The sequence below is a fragment of the Bradyrhizobium sp. CCGB20 genome, assembly GCF_024199855.1.
GTDB lineage: Bacteria > Pseudomonadota > Alphaproteobacteria > Rhizobiales > Xanthobacteraceae > Bradyrhizobium.
In genome coordinates this window covers 5,464,915-5,485,799 of record NZ_JANADN010000001.1, presented here as the reverse complement: position 1 = coordinate 5,485,799, position 20,885 = coordinate 5,464,915, and the positions used below count along the sequence as shown (strand labels likewise).

General features: G+C 57.9%; 18 protein-coding genes. 7 read left to right on the top strand and 11 right to left on the bottom strand.

Annotated elements, in window-relative coordinates; translation table 11 throughout:
* Nucleotides 1-286 precede the first annotated feature (286 nt).
* The 6 genes from NLM15_RS25525 (at nt 287) to NLM15_RS25500 (ending at nt 10,865) form a co-directional block, all read left to right on the top strand.
* Nucleotides 287-2,122 (top strand): class I SAM-dependent DNA methyltransferase, encoded by a 1,836-nt coding sequence (locus NLM15_RS25525; protein WP_254120203.1) that lies wholly within the window; start codon nt 287-289, stop codon nt 2,120-2,122.
* On the top strand, nt 2,119-4,065 hold the full coding sequence (locus NLM15_RS43780) for a restriction endonuclease subunit S (RefSeq protein ID WP_254120202.1): 1,947 nt from the start codon (nt 2,119-2,121) through the stop codon (nt 4,063-4,065). Before NLM15_RS25525 ends, NLM15_RS43780 begins: the two co-directional genes overlap by 4 nt.
* Nucleotides 4,062-7,367, top strand: coding sequence for a type I restriction endonuclease (locus NLM15_RS25515; RefSeq protein ID WP_254120201.1), 3,306 nt, complete (start codon nt 4,062-4,064; stop codon nt 7,365-7,367). Before NLM15_RS43780 ends, NLM15_RS25515 begins: the two co-directional genes overlap by 4 nt.
* Nucleotides 7,354-7,725, top strand: a complete 372-nt coding sequence (locus NLM15_RS25510) for a DUF6883 domain-containing protein (protein ID WP_254120200.1) — start codon at nt 7,354-7,356, stop codon at nt 7,723-7,725. The genes NLM15_RS25515 and NLM15_RS25510 overlap by 14 nt, the downstream gene beginning before the upstream one ends.
* A gap of 129 nt (nt 7,726-7,854) precedes the next feature.
* The gene (locus tag NLM15_RS25505; protein ID WP_254120199.1) at nt 7,855-9,426 is read left to right on the top strand and encodes a hypothetical protein; all 1,572 of its coding nucleotides are present in this window, start codon (nt 7,855-7,857) and stop codon (nt 9,424-9,426) included.
* A 110-nt stretch (nt 9,427-9,536) separates the two neighbouring features.
* Nucleotides 9,537-10,865 (top strand): hypothetical protein, encoded by a 1,329-nt coding sequence (locus tag NLM15_RS25500; RefSeq protein ID WP_254120198.1) that lies wholly within the window; start codon nt 9,537-9,539, stop codon nt 10,863-10,865.
* Nucleotides 10,866-10,895: 30 nt separating this feature from the next.
* On the opposite strand, the gene NLM15_RS25495 is transcribed toward NLM15_RS25500, so the two are convergent.
* From NLM15_RS25495 to NLM15_RS25485, 3 genes are all read right to left on the bottom strand, one after another.
* Entirely contained in the window at nt 10,896-11,099 is a 204-nt protein-coding gene (locus NLM15_RS25495; protein ID WP_254120197.1) for an AlpA family transcriptional regulator, read from the bottom strand.
* 148 nt (nt 11,100-11,247) lie between these two features.
* Nucleotides 11,248-11,550 (bottom strand): hypothetical protein, encoded by a 303-nt coding sequence (locus tag NLM15_RS25490; RefSeq protein ID WP_254120196.1) that lies wholly within the window; start codon nt 11,548-11,550, stop codon nt 11,248-11,250.
* Between the two features lie 577 nt (nt 11,551-12,127).
* Nucleotides 12,128-15,292, bottom strand: coding sequence for a phage tail tape measure protein (locus tag NLM15_RS25485; RefSeq protein ID WP_254120195.1), 3,165 nt, complete (start codon nt 15,290-15,292; stop codon nt 12,128-12,130).
* A 636-nt stretch (nt 15,293-15,928) separates the two neighbouring features.
* On the opposite strand from NLM15_RS25485, the gene NLM15_RS25480 reads away from it, so the two are divergent.
* Nucleotides 15,929-16,486 carry a recombinase family protein gene (locus NLM15_RS25480; RefSeq protein WP_254120194.1) on the top strand — a complete coding sequence of 186 codons (558 nt, stop codon included), beginning with the start codon at nt 15,929-15,931 and terminating at the stop codon, nt 16,484-16,486.
* 44 nt (nt 16,487-16,530) lie between these two features.
* On the opposite strand, the gene NLM15_RS25475 is transcribed toward NLM15_RS25480, so the two are convergent.
* The 8 genes from NLM15_RS25475 to NLM15_RS25440 form a co-directional block, all read right to left on the bottom strand.
* Nucleotides 16,531-16,800, bottom strand: coding sequence for a hypothetical protein (locus NLM15_RS25475; RefSeq protein WP_254120193.1), 270 nt, complete (start codon nt 16,798-16,800; stop codon nt 16,531-16,533).
* Nucleotides 16,801-16,881: 81 nt separating this feature from the next.
* Nucleotides 16,882-17,163 carry a hypothetical protein gene (locus NLM15_RS25470; protein WP_254120192.1) on the bottom strand — a complete coding sequence of 94 codons (282 nt, stop codon included), beginning with the start codon at nt 17,161-17,163 and terminating at the stop codon, nt 16,882-16,884.
* Complete coding sequence (locus tag NLM15_RS25465; protein WP_254120191.1) at nt 17,160-17,711, bottom strand: hypothetical protein; 552 nt, start codon at nt 17,709-17,711, stop codon at nt 17,160-17,162. Before NLM15_RS25465 ends, NLM15_RS25470 begins: the two co-directional genes overlap by 4 nt.
* Nucleotides 17,712-18,008: 297 nt before the next feature.
* On the bottom strand, nt 18,009-18,287 hold the full coding sequence (locus tag NLM15_RS25460) for a hypothetical protein (protein ID WP_254120190.1): 279 nt from the start codon (nt 18,285-18,287) through the stop codon (nt 18,009-18,011).
* Between the two features lie 227 nt (nt 18,288-18,514).
* Nucleotides 18,515-18,793: a hypothetical protein gene (locus NLM15_RS25455; protein ID WP_254120189.1), complete on the bottom strand. Its 279-nt coding sequence runs from the start codon at nt 18,791-18,793 to the stop codon at nt 18,515-18,517.
* A gap of 237 nt (nt 18,794-19,030) precedes the next feature.
* Entirely contained in the window at nt 19,031-20,002 is a 972-nt protein-coding gene (locus NLM15_RS25450) for a helix-turn-helix domain-containing protein (RefSeq protein ID WP_254120188.1), read from the bottom strand.
* Nucleotides 20,003-20,058: 56 nt separating this feature from the next.
* Nucleotides 20,059-20,346, bottom strand: coding sequence for a ribbon-helix-helix domain-containing protein (locus NLM15_RS25445; RefSeq protein ID WP_254120187.1), 288 nt, complete (start codon nt 20,344-20,346; stop codon nt 20,059-20,061).
* A gap of 47 nt (nt 20,347-20,393) precedes the next feature.
* The gene (locus NLM15_RS25440; protein ID WP_254120186.1) at nt 20,394-20,882 is read right to left on the bottom strand and encodes a tyrosine-type recombinase/integrase; all 489 of its coding nucleotides are present in this window, start codon (nt 20,880-20,882) and stop codon (nt 20,394-20,396) included.
* Nucleotides 20,883-20,885: the final 3 nt, after the last annotated feature.

Sequence of the window (20,885 nt, the reverse complement as noted above, 5' to 3'; positions counted from 1 at the left end):
CAAACTGGCCATGACGTTGCCTTGTACGCTGCCGGCATGACCGGTTCATGCAGAGATATCGGACGCCGCCGATTCCGCGTGCTTGGGACATCAGCCAGAGGGGCGCTTGCGGCGGCAACGGGCCGTGTGGATCGACCAGGGTATCGGCGCCGCGCTGAGCAGCAGACGCGACAGTCTGGGAATGGAAGCAGCGTTGCTGCCGCATGCTCTATACTAAAAGATGCACAATTGACGATTGCCACCGTCTATAACGAAGCTGTGAGTCAGTGACGCCCAGGGAGCTGTAATGAACCAACAAGCGCTGTCGGCCTTCATTTGGTCCGTCGCCGATCTGTTGCGAGGCGACTACAAGCCGGCGGACTACGGCAAGGTGATCCTCCCGTTTACGGTACTGCGGCGGCTGGACTGCGTGTTGGCGCCCACCAAGGATGACGTGCTGGCGGAGTTTGAAAAGAGAAAGAAGGCAGGGCTGAATCCCGAGCCGTTCCTCAAGCGGAAGGCTAAGCAAAGCTTCTTCAACACTTCGCCGATGGATCTCAAAAAGCTGTTAGGCGACGCCGCTCACGTTGGACCGAACCTTCTCTCCTATGTCCAGGGCTTTTCGGCTGAGGTTCGGGACATCTTTGAGAAGTTCGAGTTCGCCAACCAGGTGGAGAGGCTGTCGAAGGCCAAGCTACTCTATCAGGTCGCGGAAAAGTTCGCTGGGGTCGACTTACATCCTGACCGAGTCTCGAACAGCCAGATGGGGCTCGTGTTTGAGGAGTTGATCCGGAAATTCGCTGAAGCGTCGAATGAGACTGCAGGTGATCACTTCACGCCGCGCGACGTTATCCGCCTGATGGTCGATCTCCTATTCATCGAGGACGATGATGCCCTGTCCAAGCCGGGTATAGTGCGGACGATCTACGATCCTACGGCAGGTACTGGCGGCATGCTTTCCGTAGCTGAAGAGCATCTGAAATCAGGTGCTAAGGACGTTCAGCTCACAATGTTCGGTCAGGAGTTGAATCCGGAATCGTATGCGATCTGCAAAGCCGACATGCTGATAAAGGGTCAGGATGTCTCGAATATCGTCTTTGGCAATACTCTGTCGGAAGATGGTCACCATGGACGCACCTTTGACTACATGCTGGCTAATCCTCCCTTCGGAGTCGAATGGAAGAAGGTCGAGAAAGCGGTCCGCGAGGAGTATGAACAACAGGGATTTGCTGGTCGTTTTGGCCCGGGGCTTCCCCGTGTCTCCGATGGCTCGCTACTATTCCTGTTGCATATGCTCTCAAAAATGCGTCCGGATGTCGAGGGTGGTTGCCGATTTGCAATTGTGCTGAATGGATCGCCTCTATTCACCGGCGGAGCGGGGTCGGGCGAGAGCGAGATTCGGCGATATCTCTTAGAAAACGATCTGGTTGAAGCCATTGTCGCGCTGCCCACGGATATGTTCTTCAATACGGGCATTGCGACCTACGTCTGGATCGTTACGAACAGAAAAGCCGCATTCCGGCAAGGTCTGCTGCAACTCATTGACGCCTCGGGCTTCGGACAGAAAATACGAAAGCTGCTCGGCGAGAAGCGCAAGGAGTTGTCGGATGAGGGTATCGCAGAAATCACTCGCCTGTTTGGACGATTCGAGGCAGCAGAGATCGCCACTCTGTTCGATGCAGGCGGTAAAGAGGTTAGTCGGATAGTAGTTCACCACGGCGAGAAGACTCCCGAAGCTCCCGAAGGCGGCAAGCGCAAGGTTGCACCTCTCTCCCGTATCCTTCCAAACACTGCTTTCGGTTATCGAACGATCGTGGTCGAGCGCCCCCTTACAGATGAGCAGGGCCGTTGTGTTATGTTCGACAAAGGAAAAAATAAAGGTAAGCCGCAGCCGGATGTTTCGCTGCGAGACACAGAAAATGTTCCCCTGACAGAAGACGTGCAGTCCTACTTCGATCGCGAGGTGAAGCCTTACGCGATAGGTGCTTGGATCGATTCAACCAAAACGAAAATAGGGTATGAAATTCCGTTCAATCGGCAATTCTACACGTTCGATCCGCCTAGGTCATTGGCTGCAATCGACGAAGATCTAAAGCAGGTCACAGAGAGCATTAAACTTCTGATCGCGGGGCTGGCAGCGTGAGCTTTCCACGTTACGAGCGCTTCCGCGATAGCGGTGTGGAGTGGGTAGGACCTATGCCCGCGCATTGGGAGGTCAAGCCTCTTCTTGCGGTTGCTTCAGAATGCTATCGGTCCAATCGCGGGATGATAGAAAGCAACCTGCTCTCGCTGAGTTATGGTCGAATTGTCCGGAAAGACATCAATGAAAACGATGGTCTTCTTCCTGAGTCGTTCGAGACTTATCAAATCGTTGAGTCAAACGATGTGGTTTGGCGTCTTACCGATCTGCAGAATGACAAGCGTAGCTTGCGGACTGCGTTGGTGGGGGAGAGGGGGATCATCACCTCCGCTTATCTAGCGACTACGCCAATATGCATTAATCCTCGATACCTCAGCTTCCTGCTGCGAGCTTACGATCTTCAAAAAGTGTTTTATTCGATGGGGGGTGGGGTTCGTCAGGGGATGAAATTCTCCGACGTAAAACGCCTGCCAATATTGATGCCTAGCCGGTCGGAGCAGGTCATTATCTCCGACTTTCTCGACCGCGAGACAGCGAAAATTGACGCCCTGGTGCACGAGCAGGAAAAGATAATCCAGCTTCTCGACGAGAAGCGGCAAGCCGTGATCTCTCATGCAGTCACAAAGGGACTTGATCCTGCCGTTCCTGTGAACCCGTCGGGTGTCGATTGGCTCGGCGATATACCTGCCCACTGGAGTGTCCGGCAGGCCCGCCACCTAATCAGTAAGTTTGAACAGGGGTGGAGCCCGGAGTGTGACTCTCGTCCTGCTGAAGGAAGCGAGTGGGGCGTACTCAAAGCTGGTTGTGTCAATGGTGGCGTATATAGGGATGAGGAAAACAAGGCGCTTCCAGCCAACCTTGCGCCGGACCCAACCCTTGAGGTGCGGCCCGGCGATATCATCATGTCGCGCGCGAACGGATCGCCCGATCTGATCGGCTCTGTCGCCCGAGTTCGCTCAACACGCGGGCAGCTCATGTTATCTGACAAGTTGTTTCGTCTCATTTGCAAGGACGACGTCCTTCCCGATTTTGTTGTGTGGTTATTCGCTTCCCATGCGTTGCGTTGCCAGATTGTCAATGCGATCAGCGGAGCGGATGGCATGGCCAACAACCTTCCACAAAGCGAGATCAAAGCGTTCCGCGTCTGCGTGCCTCCATTGGAAGAACAGAAGCAGATTGTCGAATACGTTCAGGCGCAATCGCGTAATTTCGAGAAATTGATCGCCGCAGCTAAGAGGGCTGTATCACTCCTTCAAGAACGTCGGATGATACTTGTTGAAGCTGCCGTGACCGGCAAAATCGACGTGCGGGCCATCGGTGCTCTCTCGCAATCGGTCTTCGATAGCCAGCAGGCCCGCCTTTTGGTGGGGGCCGCAATTGTCGAGGCTATAGCAAACAAGCCAAGCTCCGGGCGTACCAAGACACACAAGATTGTCTATTTGACAGAAGTCCACGCGGGTGTACGCGAACTCGCAGGCGTGTATCAACGCGAAGCAGCAGGGCCGCTTGACCCGCGGCTGATCGAGGATATGGAAGGACAATTTCAGAAGATCGGCCACGTATCAGTCGAGCAGCCCGGTGGACATGGACGTCAGGTCACGTACAGGGTCTGCGGTAGACCGGACAGGTTTGGGAGTCAGCTTGATCGAGCGCTCGGCGCTCGCGCAAAAGTAATGCGCAAGCTCATCGCAGATTTGGGAGAACTGGACACGAAGAGTGTAGAGGCAGTCGCCACCCTTTATGCTGTTTGGAACGACGTCCTCTTAGATGGGCAAAGTCCCAGCGATAATGCGATTGTTGCCGGTGTGCTCGATGATTGGCATCCGGAAAAGCGGCAGAAGTTCACTGCCCAGCAGCTGCATATTTGGCTCGGTTGGATGCGACGTCATGCTGTCGTGCCGGAGGGAAGAGAGCCGAAGACGACCAGAGGAAGGCTATTTGCGTGATCGGTCTTCACGAGGAAGTCAACTTCGAGACTGAAGTCTGCACCGCTCTGGCCGCTAAGGGCTGGCTGTATGCTATCGGTGACGCGCAAGGCTATGACCGCGCGCGTGCGCTGTTTCCCAGCGACCTGATTGCTTGGGTGCAGCAAGCTCAGCCGAATGCTTGGGAGGCACTAAAAAAGGCGCATGGCGCGGCCGCAGAAGCCACGCTGCTCGACCGGGTGAGAAAGTCGCTGGACGATCGCGGGACGTTAGATGTGCTTCGCGCAGGCGTGGAGATGATTGGGGTTCGCGCTCCCGTCATAATGGCCCAATTCATGCCGGCAATGCGGATGAATCCAGAAATCGTATCCCGCTACGAGGCCAATCGACTGCGGGCGGTACGTCAGGTTCGCTACTCGCAGGCGAACGAGAACTGTATCGATCTTGTCTTGTTTCTGAACGGGATCCCGACCGCGACGGTCGAGTTGAAGACGGATTTTACCCAAAGTGTGGGCGATGCCGTTGATCAATATCGATTTGACCGATTCCCGCGGCCGAAGGGCGCGACACCTGAGCCTCTGCTGACGTTTCCGTCCGGCGCTCTCGTGCATTTCGCGGTCTCGAACCGCGAGGTTATGATGACTACCAAGCTGGAAGGTCCGGCTACTACCTTCCTGCCGTTTAACCAAGGGGACGAGGGTGGAGCCGGCAACCCGACGCCGCCCTTCGGTCATCCGACCAGTTATCTGTGGGGCGAAGTGTGGCAGAGGGATAGTTGGCTTGAGATTCTCGGACGATATCTCGTCACCCAAAGGGACGAGAAGAAGCGCATCAATCGCATCGTCTTTCCGCGGTATCACCAGCTTGACGCGACGCGAAAGTTACAGGCGGCTGTGCTCGCGGAGGGGCCCGGTAGTAAGTTCTTGATCCAGCACTCGGCTGGATCGGGAAAGACCAACTCTATCGCGTGGTCCGCGCATTTTCTTTCCGAATTGCATGACGCCAACGATGAGAAGCTCTTCTCTACGGTGATCGTCGTTTCCGACCGTCGGGTGATTGACGCACAGCTTCAGGACGCCATCTTTGATTTCGAACGTACCCAGGGCGTCGTTGAGACGATCAAAAACGAAGCGGGCGGAAAAGGGGGACAGCTGGCCCGAGCATTAGCTGCTGGTAAGAAGATAATCGTCTGCACAATTCAATCGTTTCCAACCGCGCTGGCGGCGGTGCGTGAATTGGCCGCGACGCAAGGCAAGAAATTTGCCGTGATCGCTGACGAGGCGCATTCGAGTCAGACAGGGGAGGCGGCAGCAAAGCTCAGAGAAGTGCTGTCCGCGGAAGAAATTGCTCAGCTCACGGACGGCGGCGAGATCGACACCGAGGACCTGCTGGCGGCTCAAATGGAAGCGCGTGCCAGCGATAAGGGTATCACCTATGTTGCGTTCACCGCGACGCCAAAGGCAAAGACCCTGCAGCTCTTCGGTCGCCCGGGGCCGGACGGTATACCAGCGCCATTCCATGTCTATTCAATGCGCCAAGCTATTGAGGAAGGCTTTATTCTCGACGTCTTGAAGAACTACACTCCTTACAAACTGGCCTTCCGACTTGCAGCAGACGGGAGGGAGATGGATGACACCGAGGTAGAACGCAGCGCCGCGACTCGCGGCATCATGCGGTGGGTGCGGCTCCATCCATACAACATCAGTCAGAAAGTGCAGATCGTTGTCGAGCATTTTCGCGAGAATGTGCAGCCGCTGCTCGAAGGCAAAGCCAAGGCTATGGTTGTACTGGCGAGCCGGAAAGAGGCAGTCCGCTGGAAGCTTGCGATCGACAAGTACATCAGGGAGCAAGGTTATCCACTTGGGACCTTGGTTGCCTTCTCGGGTGAGGTAAGCGATCCCGAGTCCGGTGATGCGCCTTTTACTGAGGCGAGCCCGACCTTGAACCCCGACCTGCGGGGACGTGATATTCGTGATGCGTTCGCTGGGCCCACCTTCCATGTCCTCCTAGTAGCCAACAAGTTCCAAACTGGTTTTGATCAGCCTCTTCTGTGTGGGATGTATGTTGACCGCAGGCTTGCGGGCATTCAGGCGGTGCAGACGTTGTCGCGCCTGAACCGCGCTCATCCTGGGAAGGACACGACCTACGTACTCGATTTCGTGAATAGCTCAGAGGAGGTGCTGGCTGCCTTCAAGACGTATTACGAGACTGCCGAGCTGGAGAGCGTAACGGACCCGAACATCATCTTCGACATGCGCGCGAAGCTCGACGCGGCCGGCCACTATGACAGCTATGAAGTGGACAGGGTCGCAGAAGTCCTGATGAATCCTAAGTCGAGACAGGGCGATCTGGTCGCTGCGATCGGTCCAACCGTTGACCGGTTGCTGAAGCGATACGGTGCGGCAAAGGCTTCCTGGGTGGCTGCGCAGGACAGAGGCGAAACCAACATCGCGCAAGCAGCCAAGAGCGAGATGGATGCTCTGCTCCTTTTCAAAGGGGACATGGCAGGCTTCGTGCGCGTCTACACGTTCCTTTCGCAAATTTTCGACTATGGCAATACGGACATCGAGAAGCGCTTTCTGTTCTTCAAGCATCTAGCCAGATTGCTGGAGTTTGGGCGTGAACGGGAGGCAATCGACATATCCCAGTTGGTCCTCACGCACCACACCGTGAAGAGTCTCGGACGGCGACCTTTTGTGCTGGCCGATGGCGATAGCCCGAAGATTCCACCAGTCCGCGACGCTGGCTCTGGTTCGGTTCAGGAGAAGGAGAGGGCCCGCCTCGCTGACATCATCGCAAAGATGAACGACCTGTTTGTCGGCGACCTGACCGAAGGTGATCAGCTTGTCTACGTCAATGACGTGATTAGAGGTAAGCTTTTGGAGTCGCAGGCGCTGGTCACCCAGGCTGCAAACAACACTAAAGCTCAGTTCGCAAGCTCGCCCACACTCGACGACGCCCTCCTTGATGCTGTCATGGACACGCTAGAAGCTCATCAAACCATGAGCCGGCAGGCGCTGGATTCTGCAAAGGTGAGGGCAGGCCTCAAGTCTATTCTATTGGGGCCCGCACAGCTGTACGAGGCACTCAGGTCCCAAGCTGATCGTTCAGTTCACCCGGTCATGCCATTTGCGGAGCACCAGCTGGTGCGAACTAGGAGACCGCTGCTGAGTGGTGGCATCGACATTCCTGCGGGCACAATTGGAGTCGTGGTCGATGTTTACGACGAGGGAATTGCCTACGAGGTTGAGTTCCGCGAAAGGCCGGGTCTGGTACTGACGTTGGATAAAGATGTCTTGGAGCCGGCCAATGAACAATCCTGAGCCGCTGCGCGAGGAGGGCTCGCGGCTTGTCGATCCACATCTGCTTAGGGTGGAGGCGACGAAAGTGACCGATTATCTTCTGTCGTCCGAACATCCTGAAGGTGCAGGGAAAGCAAAGTTCTTCGAGAGCGTTGGCTTTTCCAAGGAGAAGATTGAGGAGTTCGCCACCGCATTGCGAACGCACGCTGCGAACAACAAGATCGCGGAAGTCGTTCCGCATCCGTACGGGGTGAAGACGGTGATCGACTGCTTTATGCCGACTCCGTCCGGGAAGGATTACTGCATTCGGAGCGTCTGGAACGACCACAAGGATGGCGAGCCGCCCAGGCTAATCACCGCCCACCCGCTCTCGACGTAGCAGCCGATGCTGTCACCAGTCCGTAATCCCTAAGCCATTATGCCCCCCGGTGACGCCATGGCGAGAGCGCCCCGAGCGCCAAGATTAAGTGCCGCGAAAGTCGCGTACCACACCAAGCAATTGGGCAAAATGTTCGCGCGCTCGGGCGACATCCCCTTCCTCCAGCTTATCTGGGCTACCGACGCGCTCCAATCGGACCGCGTGGAAGCGGCGGGCGCGTTCATTAGCTATCCCCAGCAGGCCGCCGATTCGAGCATTGGCTCGCCATTTGCGGTCCACCGTTGGGAACTAGAGACGCTTGTCATCCAGCTATTTCTTACGGCAAAGCAGGAAATTCACGAGGGCGCGAACCTCAACCTCAATTGCTCAAAGTTCGCCTCTATCCGGGAAACCGTGAACCGGCTTCGCTCACTGGAGAACGTCGAGGCCGGGCTCTATCTTGCAGATGGCGTCTTCGATATCTTTAGTGAGATGCATCGAATTGCGCAGCGCCAGTTCCACTGGCAGCGCGGTTACCTCAATCTGCCCCAGTTCTATCGGTATCTGTTTGTTTACGGCCAGGGACAATGCGGACAGTACTTCCGGGAGCGATACGGCCTCACGACATCTGAATTTGCACTCGCCGCATTCGCGTACTTCGCGTCTTACCAGCGCACGCCGTGGATCGGCCGCACTGAAGCTCCTGAGATAGGGCTCACGCACGCCATCCTGGAAAGCGCTCTCCCGATGATGTCGATACAAGTCGAAGAGGCGCGCGCACGCAGCGCTGACGACGTGGCACGGATCAACGAGCAGCACGGACGTCCGGTGCCAACCGCCTACTTACCGAGCGTGCTGCGACGCTCGCCGCTCATTTTTCAGCAGGCAAACCCGAATCTCTTCATCGCGCCCATTCCGGAGATCATCCTCATGCGCGCGACTTCCGGCCTATACTACGATCTCATCGGAGGGGGACAGGCGCTCCTGAACGAGGCTAACGATCGCTTCGAGCAGTATTGCACCCAGTACATCTCAACTATGATGCCGCGCTTCGAGGTTGGTCGCGCTTTCCGCTACGGGCCGCACGCTGCCCCGATCGATAGCCCTGACGTGCTCGTGAAGGACACCGGGCGCGTGGTGCTTGTGGCGGAGTGCAAAGCAACAAAGCTGACGTATCTCGCCCAGTTCGCGGAAGACCCCTTTGAGGCTCAGAAGAAGCAGTATCACCAGATTTCGCGGGGCATCTTTCAACTATGGCGCTTCTTTTCGCATGTCCGGCAGGGCATCGTCGATCTTCAGCTCGCGCCCAGCACCTACGCGATGGTGCTTACCCTCGATCCATTCGCGATGATGAGCCGCTCGCTTCGGGCCAGCATCATCGAGGAAGCACGGCGCCTAACCGACCAGGAGGGAAACATAGCCGCCGAGGACCGGCGGAATGTGATCGTCTGCCCCATCGCCGAGCTGGAGCAAGTCCTGCACACCTCGAACGAGGACATTTTCCTGGGATCACTCCAAGCCGCTCAACAGGAGCAATATGCTGAGTGGCAGTTCCGTGAAGTCCATCGCGACACAGAGGCAGGGCGCAATTTTGGACCGTCGCGTCAGTTCCCGTTCGATCTAGGCGAGCTTCTTCCATGGTGGACGGCAACGCAGCAGCTCGCGCAAGAAGGAGCTGGCCCGCAGCCGGGCGTAGAGGGGGCGCCAGCTTTAGCTGGCTAGGCCGCTTATCGGCGCATAGCCAGATGCCACCTGGGCAGGTAGCTTTTAATTTCCGTCAACCGCGGCACGCTAAGACACTGGGAGGGTTTGCCTTGGCTGGACTCACTGACATGGAAGAGCTAGTTGCGACCGTCCCAGAGAAGGACATCGCAAGCTATCTGCGCGAAGCCCTGGTCTGTTACGGAGCCGGAGCGTACCGCGGCTGTGTCGTACTTACTCATATCGCCCTGTTCGATGGCTTACGCCAGAAGCTGCTTGCCCTTGCGCCCGTCAATGCGGTTGCAAAAGCTGTCTCGGCGGCCATCGAGCCGCTGGCGGCGAGCCAAAAGGTCTTCGAGCTTCCACTGATCCATCAAATGAAAGGCGCTGGAATCATCACGCAACTCGAAGCGGATATCCTGGAGCAGCTAAACAAGCAGCGAAATAAGGCTGCCCATCCTTCCGGCCATTTCGTTACCGCGGAGGAAGCGCGCTTTGTATTCTCGGAGGCGATACAGAAATTTCTATCGCAGCCGATCCGGCAAACGTCTGTGGTTGTGTCAGGAATTATCGCTAAGATATCCGGTCCAAACTTCTTTCCAAGCGCGACGATGTCTGACATCAACGCGGTTACCGAGCAGGAGACGCAAACCCTCGATCCAGCCGGCATGCCTCAACTGGTTGCGAAGTTGGTGGAAGTGCTGGAAGGCGCTGACGCCACTGCGACACGGAACGCAAGACGTTTTCTGCTGTCGCTTGCGAGTCGACGTGATCCGAGCACTAGCGCTGTTCTTGTAAAGGGATTTGTAGATCCGAAAGCTTCGAATGACGCACATGCGCAGAACATCGCTATGATGGTTACGGCAGATCCATCGATCTTAAGATCATTATCGGTGGCGACCCGTATGCGGGTCGAGGCCCTGCTGCTCAAGAATGCCAGTGCTGTGGGCCTTGAAGTGCCATATCCTGAGTTGCGAAATCCAGCACGCATATTGGCGTCTTGCATCAGTGTGCTCGGTGAGACGTCTATGATGGCTGGCTATAAGCAGTTTGTTGATTGGGTCATCGATAAGGCTCCATATTCCCCGGAGTTCATACGGGCCCTCAAGACCTCCCCAACGCTGTTGAAGTCACTGACTGGCCATTACCTTGAGAAGGCATCAAACTCTCAATGGGACGTATCGAATCCATTCGCAGAGGCGTTGCCTGCCATGGATAGTGCGTTGGCAGATGTCCTGAGTGATGAGGACGCTTTTCGCTTGGTTGCGGCGGTCGTTAGAGGAGCAGACTGGAATGGCTTCGGCCCCATCGAAATCGCAAAAGGCAAGTTCGTCAACATGCCTGCTGTAAAGGCGAAGGCAATTGCATTTGCTTCGGTCAATCCTGCTGCCGCGCAATCGGCGATGATTGATTTCGACCAGTCATCTGAACTTTCAGATTTTATGACGGATTACTTTTAGAATTGCGGCGGGACCTTCCGAGTCAAACATTTATGCCGCGTACTGGTCCAACGCGCGTTGCCATGCTGTCACCTCATCTTCATACCACGCGATGCGACGAGGCGCGATTTCGCGGGCCTTTGGGAATCGACCTTCCTCCATCTCCCGATAGATGGTCGATCGGCTGAATGGCACGATTTCGAGCACCTGCTTCAGGTTCAGCATTTTGCGAGGGGCCTGGCTATTGTCGTTCACGAGCTTCCCTTTGCGATAAAGGAGTTGGATACAGAGGGTGGTGTATCGACGCGCGAGCAGTCCACGCGAACGAAGCAACAACGCCCCAGCTGAACTGAGCTGAGGGCGTTGTCACACGTTCGAGGGGAGCGGCGCGGGCCTGGGTGCCTTAATTTAGCAGGTCTCTTTCACCGAGCACTTTCAGCAGAGCCGCCGCTTGTTCGTAACTGTCGCTAGGAACGGCGCTCACTCTGCATCGAACACCTGTATTGTTGGCGCTGATATTGCGAAGCATCGCGGCACCCTTGATGATCAGCGTTCCGATGCCGAGAGGCTGATCAAAGTCTTGCCAGACTGCTACGACCACGTCGTTGCTTTCGATGATCTGGCGCACAGGTGCCGTTGTGCCGTCCAACAGTGTCCTGTTTGCGTTGGCCATGGCGACTAGCATCGCTGGTGAAAGTTCAGTCATATTTATCTCCTCACAAAATCAACTGGCACAGTGTGGGGCATCAGTTCTCGGGGAGTCCACGGAACGAAGCAAAAACGCCCCCGGCCAGAGTGGCTGAGGGCGTTGCTAGAGACCTAGCGGGTGGAGCTACGTCGCAAATCCCGGACTCGAGGTCTCCACCTCGGTGGAGTCTCCGTGAAACGCCTGGACATCAATCAAGGTCATGAGAGTTTCCGCCGCCGATCTCGCCGTCTCTCGATCATCTCCACTAACTCGAAACAAGGCTGGTAATATTAATTCGATCGCGGTCTCTACTGGATGGCTCTTCACGGTGATGCTTTCCTTTCAACGCGACCGAACGTCGATCGCGACTCGACCATGATCGATCGGCGTTTGCATTGGAATTTTTATTGACGCAAATGGCGAAAAAATTGCCCGGCCCCGTAGGGCCGAGCTGTTGTGAGAATGCGCCAGCTCATCGAGCAAACGAGGCGACCGGCCGTTGCCATACGTCCTAGCTAACGGCTGGCTCTCTCACGACCTCACCTAGCGGGACAAGGTCAGGTGTACTCAGACTCGCTATCGTGGGCGCGCCAGTTCATCGACTCGTCAACGCGGCGCTGGACCAGCGTGGCGAGAGCTTCCGGGTCGTGGCTGTTCCCGTTGATGTTGATCGTTGCACCACCGCCCGACCGCCGAAGCCACCGCGCATCGGGATACCCGGCTGAGGTGCAGCAGGAACCGCCCTAATTGCGTCAGCAGGTGACGGAACTCCTGCAATGGGATTGCCGCGACGAACCATCAAGCTTTTGTCCGCGTCGATCCAGCGCTCCCTAACTGCGTCACCATCATTGCCGGCCAGCATCTTGATTTGCAGCCGGCCGTTTTGCATGCGGGTCTCGCCGGTCGCTAGGCCAACGTGGCCACCGGGCTGATTGTAGCCGAGCCCGTGCGTCTGAAGCAGAACGTCATTGCGCTTGACGTCAGGCGGGTTGATCGCGGAGCCCCATTTCTGAAAGCTGTTCGCCACCGCGCTGCCTGTGCCCTTGCCGCCGGCATCTGCAAGCGCCCGGTTCACGAAGCGACTGCACCAAGCGTTTGACCGGCCCCTCACATCAGCACCGAGATTGGACGCCAGTACCTTGGTGTCGCTGTACTCGTTCATGCCGAGATACTTTTCACCAGCGCTGACAGCGTCACCGGCACCGGCACTGCCGACGCCACCGGACAGCGCACCCATCTGCTTTCGAACGCCGCCGACCCAGTTGCTATTTTGACCACGGGGATCGTTAGCGGCACCTGGGGGCGCATACACCGCGCCCATCTTACCGAGGCCGCCACCGGCTTCGCGGTAGCGCTTGGCGACGGTGCGCCCAGCAGCATCAATGTCGGCATCGATACTCGGAAACGCGAGTTTGGTTCGTGAACCGGTCTCTGGGTTCATCAGCCCTGCGACGTTATTGTAGCGAACGTTCGAGCCGTTGCCGGTCTCATGAGCGATCACGCCAGCGAGCAATGCGGGTGGGACGCCGTTGGCATTTGCGGCTGACACGACCTGATCGTACTTGCCAGCCAAGGCCGTTCCAGCGAACTTGCGCTCGAATGACGCTCGGTCGAGGCTGCCGGCCACTCCTCCGCTGCCGTTGAAGCTCGGAACGCTGTTTGTGAATGACGAGCGAACTTTCTTCGCGGTGTCTGATCCATCCCATGAACCGCTGGCGCCTCCGGTACTCGGTTCATAGCGCTTGCGGATTTCGCCGGTTGGGGTGAATAGGTCCTGTAACGCCTGCCACCAGCCACGGCCGGCAATTTTCGCGTCGGTCTCACTCTTGAAGCCGCCCTTGATGCCGAGCTTTTCCAACAGCGCCGCGAACAGCGAAAAGATTTTGTCGGCGACCGCGTCGAGCGCCTGCTTCACTGCATACACAGCAGCAACAAACCGAGCGAACGGACTGGCCATCAGAGCCATGGTTCCGGCAAGCAGCAACAGCAGAGGATTGACGACGATCAGAGATGTTGCGAGCTCAGTGAGATTGGCAACCAGCTTGCCCGTACTTTCCGGGTCATTACCGGAGCCGGTCAAGCGCTTGACGATGCTGAAGGCCGACATGAGGCTTTCGCCCCACGACTTGATGCCGGCGGCGAAGCCGCGTCCCCAAGCCTTCCATGACTCAATCGTGCCAGGGCTGAACTGAGCTACCAGCCAGTCGATCGCCTGCCCCCAATCCTTCAAGCCGAATCCTTGGCGCATTCCGTCTACAAGCGCTTCGACGTGGGTCGTGATCGAACTGAAGTCGAAGCTGTCGGCGTGTCGCAGAATCGAATCCGCAATTTGTGTGAACGCCTTATCGAAACCGCCACCGATTTTCTCTTGGGCCAATTTCGCGGTGGCCATGACACTGGCAGCCACGCCGAACATTGACCGGATTGATTTGAGTGCGGCCTTGTCGAGGAACCCCTTGTCCGCCGCGATGTCATTTTCAACCTGCTTCAACTTATCCTTGGCGAGGACGAGTGACAAAATCTCGTCGAACCACATTTCTCCGCCGAGGTCTTTCGCCACGCGGATGCGCATCTCCTCCGGCAGCCTCGCAAGGTTGTCGAGGAGCTTATAGATCGACTCCATCGGGTTGCTGCGTATGGCCTGTGCTATCTGGTCGCGACCACCGAAACCGAGGTAGTCCGCAGCCTCTTGAAGGTCTTTCGCCTTCTGGCCGTGTGCGGTATCTGCGGAGCCGACCGTCCCGACGAGATGCGAGATGAAGTTGCCGCTCTTACCTGGCTGAATGCCAACGTCGATTGCTGTACCGACAAGGCCGGCCAGTTGTTCCGGGGTAAGTTTGCCTCCGGTCGCGAGCGCGGAGAGACCGCGTTTCATACCTTCGATGATATCGGTGCCGCTCGCCTTGGTGTCTTTGTTGGCGATGGCGATCGAATTTGAGATCGAGGAGTATCGGGTCTTGTCGAACGCGATGAAGCTCGCGAGACCGCCAAACAGTTCTGCGGTTTCCTTCTCGGAAATGTCCATCGCAGTTTTAGCCTTGAGCACTAGCTCGGTCGCATCACCCAGGACGTCCTTGCCGATACCGGCCTTGCTCAGCTCGGTCGCGACGCTCAACGTTCCCTGGATGCCGGCCCCGAACTTGATTCCGAGGCGGTCGAGGGAGTTCTTCCGGAGCTTGCGGATTTCCTCGCTGGAAAGGTCTCCGAACACCTCAGCCCCTGTCTCCGCCTTGCTGATCTTGAGCCTTTCACGCAGCGCCGACGCGATACCACGGCTGATGCTCCGCTCTGCGGCGACGACGTCATGACTGTGTTGCCGCACTGCCGATGCAGCACCGACGCCGAGGAATGATCCTGCGGCGATCTTGCCGGCGCTGGGGCCGTTTCCACGCGGGGACGTGCCGGCTGAGCTTCGCTTTGCGACGAGGGCTTGATACTGGCGCTCCTCGCTCATCATCGTGGCGTACATGCGGCGCGCTGACTTCTCTCGGTCCTGGTCGGCCTTCGCCCATGCGTTCTTGTACGATGATGCCGCACGCTCTGCGGTGTTGCTGAGGCCTCGCATCTGATCCGCGGCTGATTTGCTGGCTCGAGTCATGAGCGACTGGAATGCTGATCTGCCGAGGCTAGAAAACTCAGCGTTGAATTTCCTCGCTGTAGCTCTAAGTGCATCGAGATTTTTCTGGAGTCCCTTTAAGACTGGCGAGGCGGTTTCACTTGCCGAGAGCGTTACGCTGACGTGGAGAGTTTCATCGGACATTCAGGGGTCTCTTGTGGTTTCGGTGGGGCAGCGCGAGAGAAGGCCCTTTTGGGCGGTGCGCTGAAAAAGTGGTTTTGAATGGTGCCGTCAAAATATCTGACGGGGTGGGGGTCATCGAAGGCTGGGGCAAGTCGCCTTGTGGAAATCCGAAGTATTCTTGGCTCTGTCACAGCAGGGGCGATGCCGCCCAAAAACTTTCGCCCTTCACTGGCTCCCCGCTCTTTCGATCGCTGGGAAACCTCGCTGGCCCGTGCGAGGGCGAGGACGTTGATGGGGATGGCGATCATGCTCGGTGTGGAGCGACGCAAGGTCTACCGCGGTGACGGGGACCGCGGGGCAGGATGATCCAGGTGACGAACGATCAGCGTCGGATGCCGGTCGTGGCGGGCCAGCGAGGTTTCCCAGCGGATGGCAGTCACCCTGGGGATGCAAGGGTGATGTCGTCACCGGCCCGTGGTGAATCCACGCGAGCGGGGACGCGCTGGCGACGGCTGAGCCATGAGGGACGGCGACCGAAGCAACCACGGCCCCCGCGGTTCGGCAGGCCTCGCCATGGCGCGGCCCCCGGCACAAGGGCCACAAGGGACGCACCAGCCGGCCGGTTGCTGGAGGATTTTCGTTGACCCTCCCAGTTCCATGTCAGAGCAAGAGAAACGCCAACGGAAGCCTGCAATTGGTTACACGCGGACCAGCTCCGCGGCCAATCTTGGTGAGGGCAAGGACTCAGTCCCCCGGCAGCGTCAGGCGATACAGGCATATGCCAATCGCGCGGGTTACAAGATCATTGCTTGGTTCGATGACCCCGCGGTGCAGGGTGATGACACTATCGATTGTCGTCCCGGGTTCGCCGCTGCACTGGAGAAGATCGCCGGTAATGGCGTCAGGACGATCATCGTGGAAACGGCGAACCGTTTCGCCCGTGACCTGATGGTGCAGGAAGCCGGATATTCCCGGCTACGCGCCGATGGTATCGACCTGATCGCGGCGGATAAGCCGGACAGCTTCACCGATGATAGCCCAACGGCCGTGCTGGTCCGTCAGATACTCGGTGCAGTCGCTCAATTCGACAAGGCGATGACCGTTGCGAAATTGCGCGGTGCTCGCGAGCGGAAGCGCCGCACTGGCGTTAAGGTCGAAGGTTGCGGCTGCTCTTGCTGCACGTGGCAAGGTCACGCCATCGGGCATTGCCTATAAACCATCAGCCATCAAGTCGATGCTAGGACTTTCTCGTAAGACAGTCACCGCAGGCTGACGCAGTAGTCGCCATTGCTGACGAATGACCCGGTCGGACATGATTGACCGGGCAGACGTGCAAAGGCCCTCGGCGAGTCCGCATGAAGCGCGACGCAGCACGGCCCCGACGCCAGATAGTCGACGGGGCAAACGCTTCCGGTCTTGGCGATCTGATCGCCACCGTTGGTCGGCTGGCAGTAAGGTCCGGCGATGGCTGGAGGCACGGTAGAGAGAGCCGCGAGCGCCGCGAGCAGGGCCATTCGAGCATCGATCATCTACCGCGCCTCCGTGAACGGGCGAGCCTCCGGGAGTGAGAGGCCGCTACTCGCCCGCCTCAATGTATAGTGGCCTGCCTGTCAGGCGGCCAGCGTTGCAGCGCCGATCTCCGCTTCGATCTCCGCTTCGATCTCCGCGAGCCGTGCCTTAGCGGCTGCTAGAGCAGCTTCGGCCTCTGGCACAAGCGCTACGGCTTCTGCGTGCACCTTCTGAGCAGCGGCGACTTCGTCTTGAGCCGCAGCCAATCGCTGGCCTCGTTCGCGGGCGACGAGATGCAGAGCCCGTTGCTCCCGTGCATCGGGTTGGATTGCTTCGATGGCAACCCTGGTTGAGATTGCGCTTCGCAGTCGTCGATAGGTCATTTCCAGTTCCTTTCGCGTTCGGCCATGTGCGCGGCCGTGGTGCCTGTAGCTTTCGAGCGGAGGGCCAGCCAATCACTGGGTAACGCTCGCTGGCGGCGGTTCGCCGCCACTTCCTGACGCATCTGTTCGGTCAAGTTGCCCGTCGTCGCTTCTGTCTGTCGCTCATCGACGAGGCTGACGAATGCGTTGGGCATCCGGCCGCGCAAGTCGAGAACGAAGTCAGCCATCGAGATGGAGCCTCTGCCGGGCATGTGGAACATCCGATCCTCCGTCAGACTGCTTCCGCAGAGATCAACAACCGCAGTCCTCATGGCTTCTGAGTTCATTGTGAAACCCTGGCGAACCGCTTCAGAGGCGATCAATTCTTCGAAGAGGTCGGTCATCACGCCTCGTTCCGGCGAAGCGCGGCCAAGGGCGCGCCGCATCCAAGATGACTTGGCAATCAATTCGGATTTTGCCTGTTCCTCGATGGCATCGGCGATGGAAACGGGCAGCACGACTCCAATCGTGCGGGTGCGCTCGTATCGAGCGTTGTCTAGATCAATCATGTTGGGTTCCTTGTCACAAACAGATATCGGCCCGGCACACCGCTTGGGCGGTCCAGGCAACTGTTGTAGATCGTGTTGAGGGGGAGGAAACGGCGAAGGCCGTCCGGGGTGATCCTCCGAGACGGCCTTAGCGCATAGTAGGCACTTTCATACTCTCATATGGCCCTGCTGTGTGAGCCAATGTCAAAAAATTCGAGAGACTTTCAGACGAACGATTCGCCCTAGAAAATAAGGGTAAACGGGCCAAATCGACCGAGGCTGACAATTCTCCTAAATAGGCGCGAGGGTAAATCACGATCAGCGGCCGAAGATCATCCAGATCAGCCAGAGGGCGAAAAGACCCGGGACTGCTTTGCCGACTAAGATCGCTAGGCCGACATTCCTTGCCACCCGGACGTCTCCGGCAATCTGCTGCATGTTCTGGTCGACTGTCTTTGGCGCCAAGACCTCAGGGTTCGGCAGCGCCCCGAACCTGATTGCCGGTTCTTCGTCAGGACTTGACGGGTACGGGGCCGGAAGGCCTTTTGCCGCTGCCTCCAGGTTCAGGATTTCCTGCCACTTCTCCAGGTTTGCCACGCTTGAACAGCCTCCCGCTCTTCATGTGAAACGTCGGTTCGAATCAATCTGGCGAGTAATTCTAATTCGTCCGCCTCAGCGCTGCCTTGCGATCACTCACGATGAGCAGCGATAAACGGTCGCGCCTCGTGGCCGCCTGTGCGTTTTGCGTTGTCGGGGGCTGTAAGGTAGCTCCCCTGTCCTAAAACTCGCTCCACGGTCCTTACCGCGTGTCAGGAAACGGCTGTCTACGCGCCGTCCTCGGTGTCGAAATTTTGGAACGGTCGATACGGCACGAACACCGGCCCGATTTTCCGATCCTCTCGAACCGTGAGCTTGGCGCAAACACCGATCTGGCCGGACGCGGCGAGCATTCCCGGATTGCGGGCACGGCGCATCTCGATCCAGGCGTTGGGGTTCTCGCCCTCGCTGAGCAGTAAGCGGGCGGTGTCCAACAGCGGCTGGCGGGACGGTACAAGCGACCGGCCGTCATCCAGCGTGATTGCGAATGTGCCGTACCGGTTCACGGGGGAGATGATGATCGTTCTTACCGCAGGGGCCGCGGTGGTCTTGGCCGGTCGTGTGGGCCGGCTGATGGTCGTAGCTGTCATAGCAAATGCTTTCGGCCGGTGACGCTCAGGCGGCCGGGCATGGTGATGAATGTGGGTGATGGTGAGCTGGTGGCAGACCTGGGGACGCAGGCACCGGCTGAAAAATAAAGTGACCGGCAGCGGACGTGTGCTGCTGCCGGTCGAGGCCCGTTACTAGATTGCCATACGATGTTCTGTATGGCGGACCCGCTCCCGCGCCTGATCCCTTGCCTTGTCGTTGTCCTTCCAAGGCTCATCGGCCAGCCACTTCACCGGGTTACGGTAATAGCCAGGGTTCTCCATCTTGGACCGTCGCCGAACCGCGCTCATGAGAGACCCGAACGTGACACCGGTCTTAGCGATGGCAAACAGCGCCTCTTCCGTTTCCTCCACGTACTTGCGTTCCGGCGATGCGCGCCAGAACTGGTCGCGCCAGTCCGTCGGCCAGTCAGCCAGTCGGTTGTCGTTACCGGCCTTCGGTCGATCGCTCACCGGAGGCGAAGCCAAATCACCCGACTCATCCTGCCGCGAAGCATTCGGGTTCTTTTCACTGCGTTCCTTCTCTGCGTTCCCTACACTGGGTTCGTCGGTCATCCGTGACCTACCGTCGAGGTCATCAGTGACCGAGCGTGGCGAGCACCCGTGACCTACCGTGGGGTCATCAGTGACCGGGCGCTCGGTTATCCGTGACCTACCGTCATCAGGCTTCGTGATCCACGACTCGGCCTTCTGGAAGTTGATATCGACTTGGCTACTTGTTTGACGCCCCTTGAAGGATCTGGCGGTGGCCTTGATGAAGCCGGCGGCGATGAGCCGTTTGAACGATCGTTTCACGGTAGACTCCGAAACCCCGATCTCACGGGCGATCGTCGCGTGCGAGGGATCGCACTGGCCGGTTTGATTGTTGCGATGGCCGATCAGAGCCACCATGACGAACAGGTCAACCTGCTCCAGTAGTTTCTTGTGCTTCTTGCCCTTGGCTTGCTCCACTGCCTGAGCCTTTGTCAGAGCGGATAGCAGGTCCAACCGATCGGTGGGCGAGATGTAGAATTTGCTTTTACCGTTGTGTTTTTCACGATTTTCAGGCATAATGTTTCGAGTGTTCGATCTCAGCGGGTTGAACAATAGAACGAGATTGAAGCCCATGGCGCAGCGAACGCCATGGGCTTTCTCATTGGGGGCGATGTCTTGGCGGTTGGTGTCTACGCCGCTTCGCGAACGGCCTTTGCTAAAACCTCTCGGGCGAAGTCGCTGCGAGATCGTCCCTGACTCTTCGAGACCCGGTCGATCTCGAACTTGAGTGCCTCCGGCATTACAAAGCTAGTGGTGATGCCGTTCTCGATCACGGATGGACGACCACCCTTGTTTCTTTCCATTCGGTTTTTCTCCATGGTTTGGACGCAAAAAAAACCGCCGGGCGGATTGCCGGGCGGTTTGTACACTTCGGTGATGTTGCGTTTTTCAATAGCTGCATATGGCCGGAGCGTCAATAGGTCGGTCAGCGACGCAGGACGAGCCCGCCCCGGGTTCCTATTCGCTAAGCGGCGGTAGCCTGCACGTCGTTCGTTTGTGCTGGTCCGTCGCCAACGATGCGACGCAGTTCGCGCGCAAGCAGGTCCACGACCTGTCGCTTTTCCTTTAGCATGTCGTATTTATCGTGCACCTCGGTGACGTCGCCGTTGACGTGGTCCAGCAGCGCTTTCACGTCCGGCCGGGGAGCACCGGCACGGCGGGCGATGGTCGCCGCAGTTCGCCGCAAGTCATGCGCGGTGAAATGGTCCATGCCGAGAAACTGCCGGATGCCCATGCGGTCCTCTGCCTTGTCGCCGACCTTCTTCCCGTTCTTCTTACCGGCCAAGGCCTGTGAGAGGGATGCCCGCGCAACCGGAACATCACCATCACTGAACTTCGACGGGAAAACCACGGTCTGGTCATCGTCGCTGATGGCTTCCTTGATCACCTCAACGGCTAAGTCAGACAGCGGGACGATTACCTCCCGGCGTTTCTTCACCCGGTGGCGCGGCATGCT